12 protein-coding genes are annotated in these 21,100 nt (G+C 38.4%); 2 read left to right on the forward strand and 10 right to left on the reverse strand.

Annotated elements, in window-relative coordinates:
- Nucleotides 1-18: 18 nt before the first annotated feature.
- Complete coding sequence (locus CSC80_RS17975) at nt 19-1,560, forward strand: RagB/SusD family nutrient uptake outer membrane protein (RefSeq protein ID WP_099193301.1); 1,542 nt, start codon at nt 19-21, stop codon at nt 1,558-1,560.
- 83 nt (nt 1,561-1,643) lie between these two features.
- Nucleotides 1,644-4,979: a VCBS repeat-containing protein gene (locus tag CSC80_RS17980; RefSeq protein WP_099193302.1), complete on the forward strand. Its 3,336-nt coding sequence runs from the start codon at nt 1,644-1,646 to the stop codon at nt 4,977-4,979.
- 107 nt (nt 4,980-5,086) lie between these two features.
- Here the strand turns inward: CSC80_RS17980 and CSC80_RS17985 are convergent, their stop codons facing one another.
- The 10 genes from CSC80_RS17985 to CSC80_RS18030 all read right to left on the reverse strand — a co-directional run bounded on the left by CSC80_RS17985 (nt 5,087) and on the right by CSC80_RS18030 (nt 20,860).
- Nucleotides 5,087-6,091: an L-rhamnose/proton symporter RhaT gene (locus CSC80_RS17985; protein WP_091602853.1), complete on the reverse strand. Its 1,005-nt coding sequence runs from the start codon at nt 6,089-6,091 to the stop codon at nt 5,087-5,089.
- 33 nt (nt 6,092-6,124) lie between these two features.
- Nucleotides 6,125-7,168, reverse strand: coding sequence for an aldose epimerase family protein (locus CSC80_RS17990; protein ID WP_099193303.1), 1,044 nt, complete (start codon nt 7,166-7,168; stop codon nt 6,125-6,127).
- Nucleotides 7,169-7,176: 8 nt separating this feature from the next.
- Complete coding sequence (locus CSC80_RS17995; protein ID WP_099193304.1) at nt 7,177-8,622, reverse strand: sulfatase-like hydrolase/transferase; 1,446 nt, start codon at nt 8,620-8,622, stop codon at nt 7,177-7,179.
- 16 nt (nt 8,623-8,638) lie between these two features.
- On the reverse strand, nt 8,639-9,841 hold the full coding sequence (locus CSC80_RS18000; protein ID WP_099193305.1) for a family 43 glycosylhydrolase: 1,203 nt from the start codon (nt 9,839-9,841) through the stop codon (nt 8,639-8,641).
- A gap of 239 nt (nt 9,842-10,080) precedes the next feature.
- On the reverse strand, nt 10,081-11,835 hold the full coding sequence (locus CSC80_RS18005; RefSeq protein ID WP_099193306.1) for an arylsulfatase: 1,755 nt from the start codon (nt 11,833-11,835) through the stop codon (nt 10,081-10,083).
- A gap of 41 nt (nt 11,836-11,876) precedes the next feature.
- Nucleotides 11,877-13,442 carry an alpha-L-fucosidase gene (locus CSC80_RS18010; protein ID WP_099193307.1) on the reverse strand — a complete coding sequence of 522 codons (1,566 nt, stop codon included), beginning with the start codon at nt 13,440-13,442 and terminating at the stop codon, nt 11,877-11,879.
- Nucleotides 13,443-13,616: 174 nt separating this feature from the next.
- On the reverse strand, nt 13,617-14,861 hold the full coding sequence (locus tag CSC80_RS18015) for a family 16 glycosylhydrolase (protein WP_099193308.1): 1,245 nt from the start codon (nt 14,859-14,861) through the stop codon (nt 13,617-13,619).
- Between the two features lie 47 nt (nt 14,862-14,908).
- Nucleotides 14,909-17,830, reverse strand: coding sequence for a glycoside hydrolase family 2 TIM barrel-domain containing protein (locus tag CSC80_RS18020; protein ID WP_099193309.1), 2,922 nt, complete (start codon nt 17,828-17,830; stop codon nt 14,909-14,911).
- A 17-nt stretch (nt 17,831-17,847) separates the two neighbouring features.
- Nucleotides 17,848-19,527, reverse strand: a complete 1,680-nt coding sequence (locus CSC80_RS18025; RefSeq protein WP_099193310.1) for a sulfatase-like hydrolase/transferase — start codon at nt 19,525-19,527, stop codon at nt 17,848-17,850.
- 4 nt (nt 19,528-19,531) lie between these two features.
- Nucleotides 19,532-20,860 carry a sulfatase-like hydrolase/transferase gene (locus tag CSC80_RS18030; RefSeq protein WP_236973434.1) on the reverse strand — a complete coding sequence of 443 codons (1,329 nt, stop codon included), beginning with the start codon at nt 20,858-20,860 and terminating at the stop codon, nt 19,532-19,534.
- Nucleotides 20,861-21,100 lie beyond the last annotated feature (240 nt).

The following is a 21,100-nucleotide window of genomic DNA, read 5'->3' on the forward strand; positions in this document are numbered from 1 at the left end:
GAACAAAAAAATTAAAAGATGAAAAAAACTAAATTTTACGGAATATTAACTCTAGCGGCGGGACTGCTGCTTGTGTCATCTTGTGATGATGATATTTTAATTGAATCACCCAGTAATTTCTTGACTCCTGATGCTCTCTTGGTAGACGCCAAAGGTGCGGAAACCTATCTTATTGGTGCGTACGATGCCGTACAACCAATAGTTTCATCTGGCGCAAATGGTAAAGATGGCTGGGGCATTCATTGGGGCTCTATAGCTGCTGACGAAGTTGTTGTTCCGCCATGGGGCGGTGATAGAAAATTTATCTATCAGCATCAATTAACACCTTCTAATGGTGTAGTGCGATCTATTTGGGAGAATTTATACGTTGCATTGAACAGAATCAACAGTACAATTGACCGAATTGAAGCAATGAACGAAGATGAAATCGATAATGAATCTAAAACTAAATTCGTTGCCGAAGCTAAGTTCTTAAGATCAATGGTATTGTTTTCTTTAGTATCCACGTATGAAAACATTCCGTTATTAACAAGTGAAACTACAGATTTGGAGTCTGTAGAAGTGAGTCAAGTTACACCGGAAGAAACCTATAACTTCATTATACAAGACTTGCAACAAGCCGCAAGTGTACTTCCGGAAGAACAAGGTGGCGGTCGTGCCACACAGGGCGCAGCTAAATCTTTATTAGGTAAAGTTTATTTACAAATGAGTGGCTTTCCCCTTAATCAAACAGATAAATTGGCTAGTGCCGAAACTGTTTTAAAAGAAGTAATGGATAGCGGTGTTTATGATCTTTTACCTAATTACAGAGAGGTTTTCAATCTTAGCAACGAGCAAAGTGTAGAAATGGTGTATTCTATTGGCATGGATGGTCCTGCACGTGGAGAAGGTGGACTATTAAGTACTTTTTATGGCCCAAACGGTAACGTAAACAACGGTGGAGGCTGGGGTACTTGTTTTATCAACCATAGCTTTGAAGCCTCTTTTGACAGAGAAGATGTAAGATTATTTAATAATATAGCAAAGCACAATGCAAATGATTTTACTCCAGAAGAAGGATTCTCTGATCCTGAAACGCATACGGTACCAATGAATAACTGGAGAGGATGGAAATGGCATGCCGAAAAACCAAATAGCTATCCTAACGATACACCATTTGACAACCCATACATTAGGTACGCAGATGTTCTATTAATGTACGCCGAGGCTTTAAACGGGCAAGGTAAACTAACTCAGGCAGATTTGGACATTACCGTAAACAGATTGAGAGCAAGAGCTAGAATGACTGCAGATGCCGTTCCAGATATGGTTGTAGGTTCACAAGACGATAATGCAACAGAACTTTTAGAAGAGCGTAGAAAAGAGTTATGCTTTGAAGGATGGAGACGAAACGACCTTATACGTTTTGGTGTTTACCATGAAGCAATATCCGGTATTACACAAGGTGGACCTAATGCCGGCGATCCAGGACCTGAATTTCAAGATTTTGAAATACGCTGGCCAATACCTCAATCAGAGTTGGATATTAACCCTAATCTGGTGCAAAACCCTGGTTACTAGTAATATATTTTTAATATCTTAAACAAATAATCAAAAAGCCTATTCACCATTTCTGAATAGGCTTTTATGCTAAAACACAGTATATGTTTCTTCACCGTTTTCTAGCCCCTAAAACCGTAATAATTGTATTATCGATCAGCTTTCTATTTCATAGTTGTGAAGATAAAGAAATGGCTCAAAAAATGAAGAATACCAAAGAAACACCACTGTTTAAATTAGTACAGCCCGAGGATTCAGGAATCAAATTTAAAAATACGATTGCCGAAAATTATGATAACTTTTTTGCCATTTTCAACTATGTATACAATGGTGCAGGTGTTGCCGTAGCGGATATTAACAATGACGGTTTATCGGACATTTATTTTACAGCTAATGAAGCGCCTGATAGAATATATCTAAACAGAGGCAACTTCATTTTTGATGATATTACGGACTCAGCAAACATAAGTAAGCAAGACGGTTGGCATAACGGCGTAGTCATGGCAGATGTCAATGCTGACGGACTAACAGATATTTATATATGTAGAGGTGGCTGGCAAGATACTCCGCAAGAAAGAAGTAACCTTCTTTATATCAACCAAGGCGATAACACTTTTAAAGAGTCTGCAGTTGAATACGGACTGGCCGATGAAGGATTTTCTGTAATGGCTTCCTTTTTTGATATGGATAACGATAATGACCTGGACCTTTATCTAACCAACAGACCTGAACACTTTTTTCTCAATTACCAGCAGGTTTTAGCCGGTAAGGCCAATGAAGATGATTTGTACAGAGACAAACTCTATATCAACAACAATGGGAAATTTGATGAAGTAGGCCAGCAAAAGGGTATTAACGGCAATTTTGGTTATGGACTAGGACTAGTTACTTCTGATGTAGATAAAGACGGACAAGTGGATCTCTTTGTAGCCAATGATTATCTAGAACGAGATTACCTATATATGAACCAAGGCAAAGGAAATTTTAGCGAGCAATTAAAGTCTAGGTTCAACCACATACCCTTTTACGCCATGGGTGTAGATATAGCGGATTTAGATAATGATGGCTGGGAAGATATTGTACAGTTAGAAATGATGCCAGAAGATTACGAACGCTCCAAAACTACTATGGCAGACATGAATACTCAACTATTCAATAGTATGAAAAACAATGGTTTTCATTATCAGTATATGCATAACATGCTTCAAAAAAACCGTGGAGACGGTTTTTTTAGCGATGTTTCACAATACTCCGGTATTGCCAAAACAGATTGGAGCTGGGCATGCCTTGCCAGTGATTTTGATAATGATGGTTTAAGGGATATTTTCATTACAAACGGATTCAAAAGAGATATTTGGGATAAAGATGCTACTATAAAATTTAGACAGTATATGCAAAGTGCACAGGCGGCACAACGCAGTAATGAAGAAAATGCACAGCATATTATTTCACTGTTCAAGCAAAATAAAATTTCTAATTACCTCTATAAAAACCAAGGTGACCTAAAATTTACCAACATGAGCAAGGCTTGGGGCTTGGACCAACAAAGCTTTTCTAACGGCGCCGCAACTGCAGATTTGGACAATGATGGTGATTTAGATTTGATCGTCAACAATGTGGATGACCCCGCATTTCTCTACGAAAATTTGAGCAATACTACTGAAAACAAATTCCTAAAAATTAAATTAAAGGGCCCTGCGACCAATAAAGATGGCCTAGGTACAAAAATCACGTTAAAAACTAATGACAGCATACAATTCCATGAATTTAAAACGGTGCGCGGCTATCTATCTTCAGTAGAACCAATAGTACATTTTGGGCTTGGAAAAATATCTAAAATAGACTCCGTCTCTATAGTCTGGCCAGACGGTAAAGAACATCTAATTCAAAATGTTGCTTCTAGTAGCAATCTCATTATCGATTATAAAGAAGCAAAACAGCCTGTTGATAAGTCCATAACAAAACAAACATTGTTTAAAGATGTAACCAACACTTCTTTCTCTTCCGTCTATGAACATCGAGAAAACGAGTTTGACGATTTTAGAATTCAGGTATTACTACCACATAAACTATCTACCCAAGGTCCTGGCATTGCCGTGGGCGACATTAATAACGATGGTTTAGAGGACTTTTACGTAGGCGGTGCATCTGGTAGTCCAGGAGCTATTTACCAACAAACAGCTAGTGGATCATTTGTTAAAAAAGACCATCCTATTTTGTTGAACGATGCCAAATATGAAGATGTCGATGCCGTATTTTTTGATGCAGATAATGACCAAGACCTGGATCTTTATGTGGTCAGCGGCGGAAATGAATTCTCCCAGAATTCTCCCCTACTTAAAGACCGACTCTACCTCAATAATGGTAAGGGGCTTTTTACCGAAAAAAGAGAAATGATGATCAGTGGTGAAAGTGGTGGTTGCGTTCTGCCTTTTGACGTTGACAGTGATGGCGACCTAGATCTTTTTGTAGGGGGCAGATTAGTGCCCGGTCAATATCCCAAAGCACCCAAAAGTCTAATTTTATTGAACGATAATGGAAACTTTAACGATGTTACAAAAGAATTAGCTCCAGAACTAGAACATATTGGTATGGTTACCGATGCTACATATGCAGATATTGATGGCGACAATACAAAAGAACTTATCATTGTTGGGGAATGGATGCCCATAACCATATTTAAAGCCAACAATGGCAAACTACAAAATGAAACTACATCTTATGGTTTAGGCAAAACTAACGGCTGGTACAACTGCATTACTGTCGCAGACCTTGATCAAGATGGCATTAACGAGCTCTTAGTAGGTAACCTAGGTCTCAATTATAAGTTTACTGCAAGTGATAAAAAACCTTTTAAAGTTTTTGCGAGCGATTTTGATCAAAACGGAACCAATGATATTTTTCTGGCGAAAGACTACAAAGGTAGACAAGTACCGATCAGGGGGTTACAGTGTAGTTCAGAACAGCTCCCCGGATTGGATAGAAAATTTCAAACCTTTACTCAGTTTTCCAAGTCCAACCTAAGACAAATTATCGGTGAAGGTATTGATAATGCCCTACAGCTTAATGCTTATGAATTTGCTTCGGTAATCATTAGGTTCAATGATGGTAATGCCAAGCTCACTCCTTTACCCTACCCAGCACAATTTTCTAGTATTAACGGCTTTGTTACAGGGGATTTCAATGCTGACGGAGTAATGGATATTGCTTTGGCAGGAAACAAATTTGAATCTGAAATTGAGACCACACGAGCAGATGCTTCGGTCGGGTTGATACTCTTGGGCACAAAAGAGGGACACTTTAAACCCCAAAATAGATTAACAAGCGGATTTTTCGCCCCAAAAAATGTAAAGGCATTAAAGTCCATAAATCTCAATAATGGCAAAACCGGACTGCTAGTAGGCAATAACGATGACGAGATACAGCTATTTAAAAATTGATCTAAACAATTGAACTTTAAAAGAATAAAAATTAAAAAAGCGGAAGACCTACAACCTCCCGCTTTTTAAACAATTTGCACTTTAGCTATTCAAAACAAAAATCTTCGCTAGTTTATGCCGTTAGAATATGCAACTACCACAATACCCGTAATCATCAACGCAAGTCCTGCATATAGAAAACTTTTCGCTTTTGAAGAGGCATTGATCCATTCTTTGGTAATTAGACCGCTAACAATTGCCGTGGCCACAGATGATGTATTGAAAATAGCATAACCTACGGTATTACCAGAGCTACCCAATTTAAATGCGGCGTACGCAAATAATGCCGATGCGGCATAATGGAAAACTGCCATGACCAATATTAATACTACGTTTTTACCAAATGCCGGCGTCTTAAAATTGCCCCAAGCATTGTTCTTACTTAATTGCCACAAGAAATATGCGGTCATCACAATACCTCCACTTAAAAATATAGGGAACATTACTGCAACGGCAGTTATCCAATCTGCATTTCCTTGAGCTATACTTGCTTCATGTAAATAAGGTCTACCTGCTGCGTTTGCATAACTGAAACCGGTTGCCAATAACCCACCAACTACGGCAATCATAATACCGGTAACCATAGAACCTTTTTTATCACTGGTACCGGCTTCATCCTTTTCCCTTAAAATACCTGCCCTACCATTTAAGATAACGCCGACCAACACAATAAAAATTCCAATTAAAATAAAGGTAAGTACATTGGTTGGCGGTAAACCGTCTTCTATAAAAGGTAATAATGAACCCACTAGAATTATGGTTCCTATAAAAATGGAAAAGCCTAATGAAAGCCCTATGTGATTAATTGCCTTGCTCCACATCATTACCCCTATTCCCCATAAGAAACTGGTAAGTCCCATCTTTACCCATATATCCATAGGCATATTACCGAATATTTCACCGAACCCGTTAATGAGCGTTAACGAAGCAATTATTGGTACAACGAACATAGTGAGTAGAAAAAACAAACTCCAAGTGTTCTCATATTTAAAGTCTTTGGTAAATTTTTCTGGCAGGGCATAAAGACCCAGCATTAATCCGGCAAAAATTGCCAACGATACTCCTTCTATCATCTTAGTATATTTTTGGTTTAGTTTATTTTATGGTTACCAGCCAAATTTAAAAATGGTCGTACTTCGGTAGGTTTCGTCTTTATCTAAAATAGATTTGGGGGCATTGGTAATATTTGGTCCATTCGGGTATCGGTGTGTCTCTAGGCACAATCCCCTAAATTTTCCATATTGCAATCCCGTCTCCCTTTTTAATTCGTCTGAAGTATACTTACCGGTGTAAAAAAGCATACCCGGTTCGGTCGTATATACTTCCAAACTTCTACCGCTGTTTTCCTCTGTAATTTCAGCTACCTTACCTAGCTCAAAACCCTTTTCATCAAACAGGTAATAATGCTCAAAACCGTCTCCCATGGCGTCATGAACATCAATTATTTTCTTAGGTGATCTTAGATCGTCCGGCTTGCCTAGCACTGATATATTATTGCCCGTTGCCGCTCCCGTATCGTCCCAAACTTGTTTTTTATCCGATGCTATTTTAACTGTGTGCTGCAAAACATCATCTTTAAATCCTGAAAGATTAAAGTAAGAATGATTGGTGATGGTAAATGGTGTATTCTGATTTGTAGTAGCTATATAATCTATCTGTAGTTCATTAGTATTGGATATTGTAAAAGTTACCCAGACAACCACATTGCCAGGAAAGCCTTCTTCTAAATGCCCACTTTCCAATTTCATGGTAACCAATGCCTTGTTTTCATCATAGGTATCCACGGTCCAAATTTTCTTATCGAACCCTTTTTTGCCTCCGTGAAGATTATTGTTACCTACTATTTTATTTAATTGGTAATCAACACCTTCCAATGTAAATTTTGAATCTTTAATTTGAGAACAATATCTCCCCACGGTACCACCAAAATAAGGGGCGTTATTGGTATATGCCGGTGAAAAGTAACTATCTAAATCATCAAATCCGCACACGATTTCATCTATATTCCCTTCTTTATCCGGTACTTTAATAGAGGTTATGGTGGCTCCATAGTTTGAAATTTTAATTTCTACACCATGGTCATTTATCAACGTAACCAACTGTATATCATTATCCTCAATAGTCCCAAAATGTTCTACGTTTGTTTTCATGTGCTGTGTTAATCTTTATTCATTCTTATTTTTGGAGCACTGTACGCATCCATTCTTTCTGCGGCCTTTCCTTCAAACTTGCGCTGTAGTTGCCATTTTGGTCGTTCTAGACCTAGCTCCCACTGAAATAGTTTTTTGTACATTGCCCTGACTCTATTTGGATATTGCAATGCCAAATCATATTTCTCGGCATTATCTTTTGATACATCGTAGAGCTCTGCAGGTCTATCTGGATATCTAATTAATTTCCAATCCAATTCTCTGATAGCAGCCCTATTTTCCTTTTTCCAATACAAAGTTTCATGTGGGCGACCACTCTTATTTTTTTTCAAAAAAGGCAAAATATCAACTCCGTCCAACCCCTTTAAATTAGCCGCCTCAACACCGGCAATTATGCTGAATGTCGGATACATATCCAGCAAAGAAATAGGATTACCGTATGTTGTATTTCCCTGTAAAACTCCCTTCCAAGAAATTAAAAACGGAACCCTAATACCACCTTCTAAATGATTTGCCTTGGTGCCACTTAAGGGTTTATTCAATGACGCATTGGCATCACTTGGTCCTCCATTATCATTGGTAAATACAATGATTGTATTATCCAATAAATCTAGCTTCTTCAATTGATCATACACCTTACCGCATGCCCGATCCATGGCCAAGGTCATTGCTGCCAGTTGTTTTCGCTTTCCGGTTAAATTTGGAAATTGATCCAAATCTTCATTTGTTGCCTGCATTGGCGTATGCACGGCATTAAAGGACAGATATATAAAAAATGGACGGTCTTTGTTTTGAGCTATAAATTGATTGGTTCTATCTGCTAGTACATCCGTTAAATATCCTTTATGCTCTAGATAATTACCAAAACCCTGCTCTAATCTGTTTTCGTTCTTATCGATTTTATTGGTTTCATCATAGGGCATAAAACTACGAGCCCCTCCCCTAAATCCGTAAAAATCATCAAAACCTCTATTGGTGGGGTGAAACCTGTCTGCGTTGCCCATGTGCCACTTACCAAAAATGGCGGTAGTATAACCCTGTTGTTTTAATTCATTGGCAATGGTTCTTTGATCTAACGGTAAGCCCATATCATCACCTGTTACTCCAGAAGTACTCATGTAACCAGGTACATTGTTTTCCTCAAAACCAAAGCGCTGTTGGTACTTACCGGTTAAAAAACCTGCTCTTGACGGACCGCAAACGGCAGCACTTACATAGGCTTGAGTGCAACGAACGCTCTCTTTGGCAAACTCATCTAAATATGGGGTTTTGAAATCTTTACTTCCTTGAAAACCAAAATCTGCATAACCGGCATCATCGGCAAGGATAAAAACAATATTGGGTTTGTTCTGCGCTGAACACCATTGCCCAACAACTAGAAATACCAATAGAATGAGCTTGTATCCATGAAGCGCTAATTCTTCATTAAAACCGTTACGGATTTTTACTACCATATAAAGTACATAGATTCTAATATTTCTCTTTTTTACGAGAGGTAAAACGCATTATACTTTGATAGTCCCTACTATTATATACATGTGTTAACCCCCACTTTAAAACCTCTGTAGGTTCTTTTTCACTATCAACAGCTCTGTTTAAACCTATAGCGTGCGGCGGACTTGGAATTGACGCCATGATGTTGAAGTTTATACCGTCTTCCGCCCATTGAATGGTATTTTTCTCGGGTCCGTCCGTTGTGATCAGGGATGCAATTCCTCCGTTATACGGCCATACACAAATTTCATGTCCGCTATTACTAATTGGATTATATGGAGATTTCACATATGGTCCTTTTGGATTATCGGCAATGGCGACACCATGTCTTATTTGACGGCCACCAAAAGTAATTTCCTCGCCCATTTGCTCACCTTTATAATACAGGTAGAACTTACCCTTAAAAGGAAGAATACAGGGATCATGAACTTTATGGCTATCAAAGTCTCCCTTTTTCTTTACCGAAAAGCGATCATTAGGATCATCACCTTCCCATATACCATTGTCTGCTGGGCTCAAAATTGGTTCTTTGCTCTTGATCCAAGGACCATTGGGAGATGTTGACCAAGCCAAACCTATCTGGTTCTTAACTCTTTTATTGTACGGTGATTTTACAGTTTGATAGGTTAGATAGTACATATCTTCATGCTTCATAATCTCTACTGTAAAAACAGATCGATCATCATAGGCGCCCTTTTCTCCTCTTGCAACGGCAATTCCCTCTTCTTTCCAAGTAATACCATCTGTAGAAGTTGCATACCAGATATCACAACGATCCCAAGGAAATACTTTTTCGTTTTCTATATCACCATCAAAACCTTGCGTAGGCCCAACACCTTTAGAGTACCAAACGTAGTATTTACCATCTTCTTTGATCATTGCACTTGGGTCTCTTCTTATTACACCTTCTTCATATGCCAAATCGCCTTTTAACGGTTCTAGTTGATTAAATTCTAAAAACCACTCATTTCCTAAATCGGTTGGCCAAGCTAATGCTCTTTTTGAAGCCGCACTTAAATGCTCAACATCGGTAATGCCCAAGTGGTCAATTTGCTCTTGGGTTATAGTCAAATTATCTTCTTCGCCCGTATTACTTTTAGTTGACTTTATAGCTTTCTCTTGGCAACTTATAAATACCAACACAACAGAAATACCTAGTAATGTTTTAATTATTCTCATTTATGAAATAAAAATTTAGGTTTAATTAATTTTTTTAGGGTAATTTTTATGTATTCTTTAAAGTTGAAATTTAAAATACCTTTCTTAAAGCCCATTATTTCGTTACTAGACATTAACTGAACAAACAACTAACACATTCAACAACAAATAGTTAAACAATACAATACCCAGCCTTAATGTATTTTAATTCACTACCCGTTTATGATAATTCTCTTTTCTATCTTACTTTAAAAAACATATCAAATTTTATTGATATAGATGTAATAGACTCCGTAAGTATCAGAGCCAGACACAAAGTCCGCTACCAAGAACGTTTTACCTTTTTCCAAGAACACCTTAAAATCTATGGACTGGTCATTTGGGATAATAGTCTTTTCAAAAATTTGATTGGCTACCCGTAACCTTACCTTATCCGGAGAAATGGACACATACTCAAAATTTGATTTAGGAAATTTACTTGGCACCCCTAGAATAGGTCCAGGTACTTCTTTGGACCAGCGCATACATGAAATAGTATACATGCCCTCTTTTGCAACCTCTATAGCGTGTGCATTATTTTTATTTTTTACACCCGCAGCCACTTGTTCGGTTTTCCAAATACCGATATCGTCACCGATGGCGTGTTGAATAGTTAATTTTATTTCTTTTTGATGTTCCGTTCCTATAATAGCTACCGGTATTTCATTAATTACATCATTACCTATAGCCGATGTATAAAATGTTGCATTCTCACTTTGTAAATCAGTAACCAATTTCGGATGTTCATTTGCTATGTTTTTCTTTTGCTTGGGGTCAGTAACTATATTGTAAAGCTCTTTGCCTTGTAGTAATCGCCATTCGTTGCGTAAAACAAGTCCGTCAGATTCTTGCCGGGGCGGTCTCCAGTCTTGCCGATTATGCAGAAAAAGCGTTCGATCTTTTAAAATTGCATCTGTATTTTTTAATACGGGAGAAAAATCAACTCCCTCTAAACCCAACGAATCCGGCATATCTAGTTTACATAAACTTGCCAGCGTTGGTATGAGGTCTATGTGAGCCGCCAACGTATTATTGTCTTTACCTCCATTAATTCTTGCTTCAGGATATCGAATAAAAAAAGGAACTCTATGTCCGCCTTCTTGTTTGCTACCTTTTGTTCCGCTATAGCCTTTATTGTAGCCTAAATTATCAGCTTGTTGATACCCATAGCGTGTACCGTTATCTGACATAAAAATGACAATCGTATTCTTTTCTAATTTTTCCGCTATTAAAAACTTGGTCAGCTTGCCAAAATTATGGTCAATATTGGCTATCATTCCATAAAGATTAGCACTAACTATTTCCTTGCCTTCTAAATGTTTGTACGGGGCAGCATATTTTTCATCTACATTTAACGGATCATGAGGTGCATTCAATGGCAAATACACAAAAAATGGTTGGTCCTTATTGTTCTTGATAAAGTTTATGGTCTCATTGAACCAAACATCGGTACAGTACCCTTTAAATTGTTTAGGATCATTGTTTACATAGTATACATCATCGAAATAGTCATTACCCCAGTAATCGGACAATTCACCGATACCACCTGCCAAATGATGAATAGCCGTGTCAAAACCAGAATCTGTTGGTCTGTTGGGATAATTGTCCCCTAAATGCCATTTTCCGAACAAAGCGGTTTTGTAGCCATTTTTTTTAAATACATCTGCCATGGTCACCGGATTGGAAAGGGCATCTCTACCTTTATATGTTGCCCACGCCCCATTGCTTATTGGATACTTACCGGTCATTATTGCGGCTCTAGTGGGAGTGCATAACGGAGACACATGAAAATTGGTCATTCTTACGGCATCATTATATAAAGCATCAATTTCTGGTGTTTTTAACCACTTATTGCCATGCGCACCCAAATCGCCAATACCTTGGTCATCGGTTAGTACCAAAATAACATTTGGCCTTGACTGTGATTGCAAGGAAAATATACAGCCAAGACCTATACAGTATAGACCTATTAGCATCTTTTTGATAGTAAAGACCGAATATTTCATCATCGAAAAAATTAATCTATATGCGCCTCTACATCTCCACCAATATTATTCTCTTTGTAACCTTCTAAAGTAATTTTAAAAGCATGGGCATATTCCGTAGGAAAAGAGGATGGTTTTTGAATGACCAAACCTTTTTCATTCCGTTCCCATTTTAATTTCTCGGTACTACCAATTAGTTGCACCTCTAGAATAGCTGAATTTAATGCTCCAATATCAGTAGACAACGTTTTCATGATTACATCGCCTTTGGGCTCGTCTAATACAATGGCAAAAAATTCTTTATCGCCTTTCTTGGTATATCTTATGTCGTTCTCATTGTATTCTATATTTAGCTTCTCCTCTACTTTATGCCCACCCTCTGGCAGTCTAGTGGGCCCTTCACCAAAAACGGTCCATGGACGTGTATCATAAATTGCCTCGCCGTTAATTTCTAACCAAGCTCCCATATCTGTCAATAATTTTTGCATTTCCGGTGGAATGCTTCCATCTGGGTTTGGTGGTACGTTCAACAACATTAATCCGTTTTTTGCCACAATATCCGCAAGTATATCTATGAGCTCATTGGCTGTTTTAAATTTGGCATTGGGCCTATAGAACCACGCTCCCGGTGAAGTATCCGTTAGCCATGCATTCTGTTTGGGTTGATTTGGTCTACCGCGTTCATAATCCTTGATAGCAACATCTTCGTTAAAAGTTGCTTCTTTATAACAAACGGCTACTTCCTTACCCCACTCCTTACCCTTGTTATAGTAGTAGGCCAAAAACTTAAGTCGGTCTTCTTCCGGTAAATTCTCTAACCACCAATCGAACCAAATAATGTCCGGTTGGTAATTATCAATATATTCCTTTAAGGCGGCCCACCATGCTGTCCTAAAAGCTTCATCTGGAGTGTCATTATCCAAACTGTGTGGGTTTGTATACAAATCATAATCTTTAGGATCAATATTACCGTGTGCGTGTGCAGGACCAAAATATTTCCAGGTAAATGCATGGTGAAAAGATCCTATAAATCGCATGCCTTTTTCATTTATCTCCTTTTTTAGTGCTGCAGACGGATCAATACCTCCATAATTCATAGCATTCCATCGGGTTACCTTACTATCCCACATCGCAAAATTATCATGGTGCATGGCTACAGGACCGGCAAACCTTGCCCCCGATTTTGCAAATAAATCTGCCCACTCCTTGGCGTCAAAAGCTGTTGGAGAAAAATCTTCTATGATTTCTATATATCCTTTTTTTGCTGGTTTACCGTATTTCTTTTTATGATGGAGGTAATTGTTACTGGGTTTACCGTTTTTGGTTTCAACTATTTTACCATCATTATACATCATCATACCATGCCAACCTGCATAATGCTTGCTTGGTTCGGTTCCCTCAAAAGCACTTGATACCGGACCCCAATGTGCATAAATACCCAATTTGGCATCTAAAAACCAATCTGGCGTTGCATTTACCTTGGCTATAGACTCCCAAGTTTCTGCATATTTATCGTTTTGGCCATATATATGTGATTGATAGCTTGCTCCTAATACTACAGCAATAATCCCTAGTTTTTTACCGATGTGTTTTATCATTTGAAATAGATTTAATCCTATGAACAATTAATTTCCTGTACCAGTCTAGCTATGAGACCTTAGCACTGATAACTAACTGATAGGTCTATAACAAGATTAGGGTGATTTGCCCGAAACCAGCACTACATATGACCCATTTAGGAATATAAATGGTTCTAAAAGACGATTATTAAGCTATTTTATCTTTAAAATAAGGTTGTTACGGTCTAAAATAGTTTTATCATCGTCTTGTACAGGTTGTAATTTGGCAAGTAAACGATATTCGGTATCTGCATTCAACGTGTTGCTCAACTTTAATTTATGTCGAAAATGACCATAACCAGCAAGCAATTGTACTTTATCCGAAGCTATTTTTTCATCGGCCGTATTATAGATTTCCAAAACCAATTGCCTTGGTTCGTTTGCTTTATAGGAAATCGGAATTTCCAAGTTAGACCCCTTGCCTAACGTAATTTCCGTAGTATCAAAAATGACACTTTCATCATACAATTGTAATTCCTTTTCTAAAGGGCTATGAGATATCTTCTTTGAAATATCCTCTAATTTATACGCGCGGACCCAATCATAATACACTACGTTTTTACTTGGATCGGACAACTCTTTTTCGTTTGGAAGTTCTATCCAAGGAAAAGGATAGGTTTCAGATACCAAACGCATGTACATGGGTTGATCAAATGGTTTTTCTTTTACCTTATCATAGAATTTTTGATGTTTTGGTTCTCTATGGTCATAATAGTAACTAGCGGAACTTTCATTACGCCACCAACCACCATATACATGAAAATTTTCTGAGGTTACCTCGTTATCTTCAAATCTTACCTGAGCAGCCCTCCGATCATGTCGCTCGCCTTCGCAATCAGTATACCAAAAGTGACTGTTGGAATGCATTCCACTTGCAAAATAGCTACCACTGTAATCGCCTGATCTACCAACCGATTCATGAATATCCCATTCTAGGCCATATTTATCACAACCGTTAGGTCCTTTAAAACTACCTACGGTAGAAAACCAAAATGTAGTAGACATGGTAGTTGCCGCGGCTTTTACCCTTGTTTCAAAATACCCGAACTGTGTTTTCTTCTTGGAAACTACCGCAGCACCGGCAATTGAAAATGTCCTGTTGCTACCATAGGCATTTATTGTGGTGTCCTTTTTCATCATTTCGCCTTTCAGCTGTAAGTAACCATCAGCAACGGATACTTGTGATTTCATGAATAATCCCGGTTCTCTTCCTATCCAAGTAGGGTGATGATCCAACCATTTTGTAGTATCTAACGCTGTACCATTAAATTCATCTGAAAAATCGGGATTCATGACCCATCTTTTTCCTAGTGGCGGTTTTGGCGGACCAACCCGTACATCTTCGTTTTCTGGACTATAACGTTGCCCATGCACTTCACCTATAAATAGAAAAAGCATGCAACACGTGATAATACATTGTATAATATTTCCCGACTTTCTACTGATTATTTGTTCCATTCTTGCAATTCTATTCCGTTTAACCAAATTCCTTTTCCTGCTGTTCCTTGAATATTAACTTTTGCAGTACCATCATCTTGTACATTAAATAGGATCGTACTATTACCTGGTTCTTGAAACTGCATCATTTTACCTTCCGTGACTTTAACTTCTTTGGTATTCTCCCCTGCCGATATGGTTAATTTGCGTTCGTAGGGAATATTCAAAATTCGTATCTCTTTCAACTTATCCTTATTGGGATCCATTTCATCAGAATTACTTTGTGGTGCATGGTGGTAGGTGGTCAACTCATATTTTCCCTTTGGTAGTCCCTTAAAGTTAATGCTTAACCCATTTTCATCTATACCAAGGACACCATCGCCATACACAAATCCGTATTTACCTATAACGTTCATTTCACCCAACCAGCGCAAAACACCATCAGCGCTGTTTGTTGCAAGGTTTACTTCGGCGTTTTTGAAAAGGGGTAGTTTATAGCTACTTTTATCTTCGTCCTTGCCATGCCAAAAATCCCATCCGAATTGAACCAACTGGTCATGGGCACCCATGTCTATTTTAACTTTCTTAAAATCATAAATAGCTCTTGCATTCGTTGCCAAAACATTTGGGTCATAGGCTGTTAATTGCACGTTTGCATTGGCAGATTTTAAACCTTTGGCACTTGCTGTAATTTTGACCACTCCTGCCGAGGTACCTGCTCTAATCAATGCTGGTGCAATACCATACTCCGTAAACATAGGGTTGGCATTGATATTCGCATTATCACCTATCACCATGGCATTCTTACTTACAGAAAAAGTTACCTTACCATTGTACTCTTTAATTACGGTGCCATTATTATCTACAACAGTAGCGTAGGCCATAAGAATATCAGCACCATCTGCAGTAAACTTTCTACCTACGGTATCTACCATTAATTCTAAGGCATGGGGTTTTCCCAGAGTTTTATGAACTACTTCTTTGGTTTTTCCATCTTTAAAAATGGCTTTGGCCTTAACTTCACCATCGGCATATCTAAAATTTTTAAATATAAAGGGCGCATGGTGTAAACCATCATAAATAGTATCTTTTGAGGAGGTTTGGGTAGCTACCGTTTTACCGTTTACACTTAATTCTACGTTTTCTGCATTGCTATAGACCGTGATGGAATCTTGCCCTTTTTTCCAGTCTTCCAGCATATATATAAAAGGTTCTTTTCCTAGCTCTGCCTTATACCAATGTAACTCTGGTCTTGGATTTCTAAAAATGGTCATTCCGCCACTTCTTGTTCTGTCTATTTTGTTGGAAGCTTTATCGTGTGTTGGGTGAAAGGTATAATAGGCATGGGCCGTCCATGATATTAATCCTGTCATTAGGGAATCTTTTCTAAACGGTGCCAAGGCTTCCGGTCCATGATGCCCTTCCATAGCGAACATAGGTTCTGCACGGTCCCAGATAAATGGTCCGTAAAGCATATTTGCATTGATGTCCGTTAGACCAGATGTTTGCCAACCTGTCCACCGTGAACCCTGTGAGGCGGTAAGCCTTGTTGGATCTTCTTGTTTAGCGGTATTGTGTGCTACAGGCACGTACCCTCTGTGGTTGATCCCTCCTCCCCAAATTATTACGGAAGGGTGATTTCTATGATTGCGGATCATAGCGCGTTCCGATTGTTCAAAATTGTTCCACCACTCCTTATCCGTGCTCATCGATATCCACGACGGCGCTTCTTCATATACCAAAATACCCAGCTTATCACAGGCATCTAAAATGGCATTATCTTGCGGGTAATGAGCGGTTCTCATAATGTTAAAACCGAACTCTTTAAATTGCAACATATCTTTATAATGCAGGGCATCTGGTACCGCATCGCCTATATATGGAAAGTGCTGATGCCTATTGAAACCCATAAGTTCTATTGGTTTGCCGTTAAGCATAAATCCACGATCGGGATTCAATTCAAACTTTCTAATCCCCAAATTGTTCTCCACGACATCTACAGATTTGCCATTTACCAAAACCTCTGTATTTACGCGATACAAATAAGGATTCTCAACATCCCATAATTGAACATTATCTTCTAAACTTCCTATTTGGTCAAACTCATAGTTGCTATTTTGAGCAACGTTTGCATCATCGACCAACTTTAGCACCACCAGACCTTCAGCATCTATAACTCTTGTGATCACTGTTACGTTTTCAGCTTTGCCGCTGGTATTTTTTACGACGGATTTAATATCTATGGTCGCATTCTTGTTCACCACATCTACCGTTGGCGTAGTTATGGTTACCCCGGCATGCCTAGCTTCCCAATTAAAACCAATATGCACCGGATGCTTTTCTACCAAATACACATCTCTATACAGACCACTAAATTTTACATAATCAAAAGGACCTGGATCTGGAGGAACTACCATACTCCTTCTATTATCTGCCAAAACGGTTACTTGGTTTTCTTTTCCTTTATTAACATACCGCGTAATATCAAAATGAAATGGTGTATAACTACCTGTTCCATGCTTACCAACATGTTTACCATTAACCCAAACATCAGTTACTTGATGTACCCCCTCAAATTCTAAAAACACTTTATTGTTGTTCTCTGGTACCATTATATTCCTTCTGTACCAACCTACATTTCTATGAAACTTAAGCTGTGTTTTTTCATCTTGCAAACCATCTAAAGCCAAGGAGGTCAATGCCAAAGTATGTGGTACGTTCACGGTTTCCCACTTGGTATCATCCGTATTTTTTTCAAAGTACGCTGCATCAGGATTTCCTAAGTGAAATTTCCAACCTTGATTGATACTTATTTTGGTACGCTCAGTATCTGGATAGCCAAAAGGTAGTTCTTGAGAGAAAGCCTGTGCCGTTAATAATAGTATGAATAAAAGACTATATAGGCTTTTGTTGATATTTTGTTCGGTCATTGCTGGTAAATTATCTATTATTTTGGTTCTATGATTACACCACGTACCGCTTCACTATCAGAGGTATACCGTAACACTTTTGGTGCCTCATTTCCTCTGGCAAAGGTTATTTTCTCTTTCCACACGGTTCTCAATTTTTCCAACACTGGAGCATGTTCCGCCACCCCTGCTAAATTGGTAGTTTCATCTGGGTCATTTTCCAGATCGAACAGTTCTTCATAGACTGCTTTTTCGCCTTGTAATGGTCCCTCTACGAATGAGCGATACAGGGCGATATCCGGATCATGGACTTTGTATAACATCGCCGTCATCTTAATGCCCATTTGCTTTGCTGTCTCAATCTTTTTTTGTCCCGAAAAATTTTCGTTCTTGTAGTATCTAATATATTTCCAGCGCTTGTCTTTAACAGCTTCGCATCTAGGATTCCCAAACTGGGTAGACCATAAATTTTCTGTGTACAGATACTCTCTTACATCACTTACCTCTTGTGACAATAGTGGTGATAAATCGCTACCTTGATACGTATCCGGTATCGGAATACTTGCTTTTTTAAGTAAAGTTGGGGCAATATCTATGCTTTGTACCAGAGCGTCTGACTTTCTACTCCTATTCGATTTTTTTTCGTTCGGATCATAAATAATTAACGGTACATGCGTAGTTATTTCATAACAAAGGGCTTTACCACCAATACCAAATTGCCCCATAAACAAACCGTGATCAGATGTAAAAACGATAATGGTATTCTTATCCAATTTTTGGGCTTTTAGCGTTTTTCTAAGTTCGCCAACCATACGGTCAATGCCTGTCATTGCCTGTAATTGTAACTGATACCTTGTCAGAAGGCTATCTGGATAATCTACATAATCATACCCCTCTTGTCTATCATTTGTTTTGTGAATTTCCGGTGGTAATTTAGGATGTACAATATCTTTTTTAGCAATGTAATTCTTAGGCAATTTTAAGTCTACATCATCATACAAAGTTTTATAGATTTCATCATCGGTTTCTCGCTGTGCCATGGTAGATACGCTTGCACCATGTGGTAAATTAAAGTTGACCGAAAGCACGAATGGTTTATCTTTTGGTCGCTGATCTAAAAACTTTTGTGCACCTTGTAATTTTTGCTCGTTAGACAGGAAATCTGAAATTCCTTCGCTTATAATCTCTACCTGAGTATCATCTTTTGCATGCTTGAATATCTTATGTCTGTCTTTGGGGTAAAAGGTCAAATGACCGTGCCCGGCATACCAATAATCAAAACTTTTATCCATTAAACCACTGGTATAACCACCATCACCAACAGGCAAATGGTTTTTACCTATCCACCCAGAATAATATCCGTTATCACGAAGCACCATAGGATAGGTATTATTCCACCCTTCCTCTGACATACTCGTACCCGAATTAAAATTTACGCCGTGTTTACGTTCAAACTGGCTCGTTAAAATACTTGCCCTACTTGGCGTACATATGGCACTGGTAATATGTGCGTTGGTAAAAAGTACACCGTCTTTTGCCAACTTATCAATATTGGGAGTCTGCACTACTTCATTACCGGTACAGCCCATCATACCATAAGATTGGTCATCGGTTAAAATGAAAATAAAATTAGGCTGTTCTTGTGCCTGTACCACTCTAAAGATCAGCGTAATAATCAAAACAGTTAATGATCTGGCAAAATGGGTGTTTACATTCATATACTTAATTTTTTGGTCTAAGTGATTTTTCTCTGGTCATTCTAAAATTCTTCTCCTCTTTAATGACATTTTCCGGATGCGGGTCTACCCAACCTGGTGTCACATTTTTGCTATCCCACGCTGTGTATAAGGCTTTTAGTTTTGTCATAATCTCAGGATGGTTTTCAGCAATATCATGACGTTCCAAGGGATCTTTTTCTAAATTGAAAAGCATAGTTCTGCCTTTGTAAGCGCTCTTGTATAATTTGTATTCTTGGTGTCTTACGGCATACTCAAATCCACCAACGCTGCGCCAGTATAAAGTCTCATGCGGCTTTTCATTCTTTTGATCTAAAAATGGTAAAAGGTCTACGCCATCTAGCTGTTTTTCACCTTTAACATTACCCCCTGCCGCATTGAGTAGCGTAGGAAATAAATCTAAGGAACTTACAACCTCATCATAAGCTTCGTTGGGTTTAATATGATTTTGCCAAACCATGAAGAACGGTACTTTTATACCACCTTCAAACAACATTCCTTTATGTCCTCTATTTGGACCATTGTTGGCTTGCATGGTACGCCCGCCATTGTCGCTCAAGAATACCAAAATGGTATTCTCTTTTAATCCTTTTTCCTTTAAATAGGCATCAATTTTACCAACACCTGCATCTACCCCGTTTACCATGGCCGCATAAACACTTCTACCGCCATATTCAATATGCTTGGTTTTTTCTAAGTATTGCTCGGTTGCGTGGTCTGGAGCATGTGGCGCATTGTACGCCAAATAAATAAAAAATGGATCTTGCTTGTTATTTTCTATAAATGAGATGGCTTCATTGGTGAAATCATCCGTTAAATAAGATAATTCGCTTTCCGGTACTTTATATTCATTTCTGAATATGGTGCGCAAAGGCCCATTGGATTCTCCCCAATAATTCATTGCACCACCTGCAAAACCGAACCAATGGTCAAAACCTTGCCGAGGAGGGTGTAGATCAGCATGATCGCCTACATGCCACTTACCTATTGCGCTTGTAGCATAACCTTGCTCTTTTAAAGCTTCCGATATCATCTTTTCAGATAGTGGCGTACCTACAGATGCATCATTTTCACCATCATATGGCATATTACAATCATGCCCAAAACGTGCTTGATATCTACCGGTCAACAGCCCTGCTCTAGATGGACTGCAATACGGATGCGATACGTAGCCATTTTTGAAAATGACACCTTCTTTTGCCAAATTATCCAAATTTGGCGTGGGAATATCGGTGCTACCATTAAACCCCACATCTAACCAACCTTGGTCATCGGTTAAGATTACAATTATATTCGGCTTATTACTATTCTTCAAATTTTGGGCATTACAAGTAATACTCAAACAGCCAAGAAATAGTAAAATGCATAATTGAAAAGGTTTTGTCATAATTGCGTTCTAAAGCTCTACACTAATAAAACTAAGGGTTTACTTTTTCTGGCTAAAACTTTTAAAACATGTGTGGCAAGGTTTAGAACATTTGTTATTGCTAAAGAATTTATGCTAGAGATTAATTTCTTTTTCAAAAAAAAAGCACCCTCGCGGGTGCTTCTCAAA

This window comes from Maribacter sp. 6B07 (genome assembly GCF_002700155.1).
In the GTDB taxonomy this organism is placed as follows: domain Bacteria; phylum Bacteroidota; class Bacteroidia; order Flavobacteriales; family Flavobacteriaceae; genus Maribacter; species Maribacter dokdonensis.

Bases quoted from the DNA above. Each gene is read 5' to 3' on its own strand.
- CSC80_RS17975 (WP_099193301.1), top strand. From the start codon at position 19: ATGAAAAAAACTAAATTTTACGGAATATTAACTCTAGCGGCGGGACTG.
- CSC80_RS17980 (WP_099193302.1), top strand. From the start codon at position 1,644: ATGTTTCTTCACCGTTTTCTAGCCCCTAAAACCGTAATAATTGTATTA.
- CSC80_RS17985 (WP_091602853.1), bottom strand. From the start codon at position 6,091: ATGATAGAAGGAGTATCGTTGGCAATTTTTGCCGGATTAATGCTGGGT.
- CSC80_RS17990 (WP_099193303.1), bottom strand. From the start codon at position 7,168: ATGAAAACAAACGTAGAACATTTTGGGACTATTGAGGATAATGATATA.
- CSC80_RS17995 (WP_099193304.1), bottom strand. From the start codon at position 8,622: ATGGTAGTAAAAATCCGTAACGGTTTTAATGAAGAATTAGCGCTTCAT.
- CSC80_RS18000 (WP_099193305.1), bottom strand. From the start codon at position 9,841: ATGAGAATAATTAAAACATTACTAGGTATTTCTGTTGTGTTGGTATTT.
- CSC80_RS18005 (WP_099193306.1), bottom strand. From the start codon at position 11,835: ATGCTAATAGGTCTATACTGTATAGGTCTTGGCTGTATATTTTCCTTG.
- CSC80_RS18010 (WP_099193307.1), bottom strand. From the start codon at position 13,442: ATGATAAAACACATCGGTAAAAAACTAGGGATTATTGCTGTAGTATTA.
- CSC80_RS18015 (WP_099193308.1), bottom strand. From the start codon at position 14,861: ATGCTTTTTCTATTTATAGGTGAAGTGCATGGGCAACGTTATAGTCCA.
- CSC80_RS18020 (WP_099193309.1), bottom strand. From the start codon at position 17,830: ATGACCGAACAAAATATCAACAAAAGCCTATATAGTCTTTTATTCATA.
- CSC80_RS18025 (WP_099193310.1), bottom strand. From the start codon at position 19,527: ATGAATGTAAACACCCATTTTGCCAGATCATTAACTGTTTTGATTATT.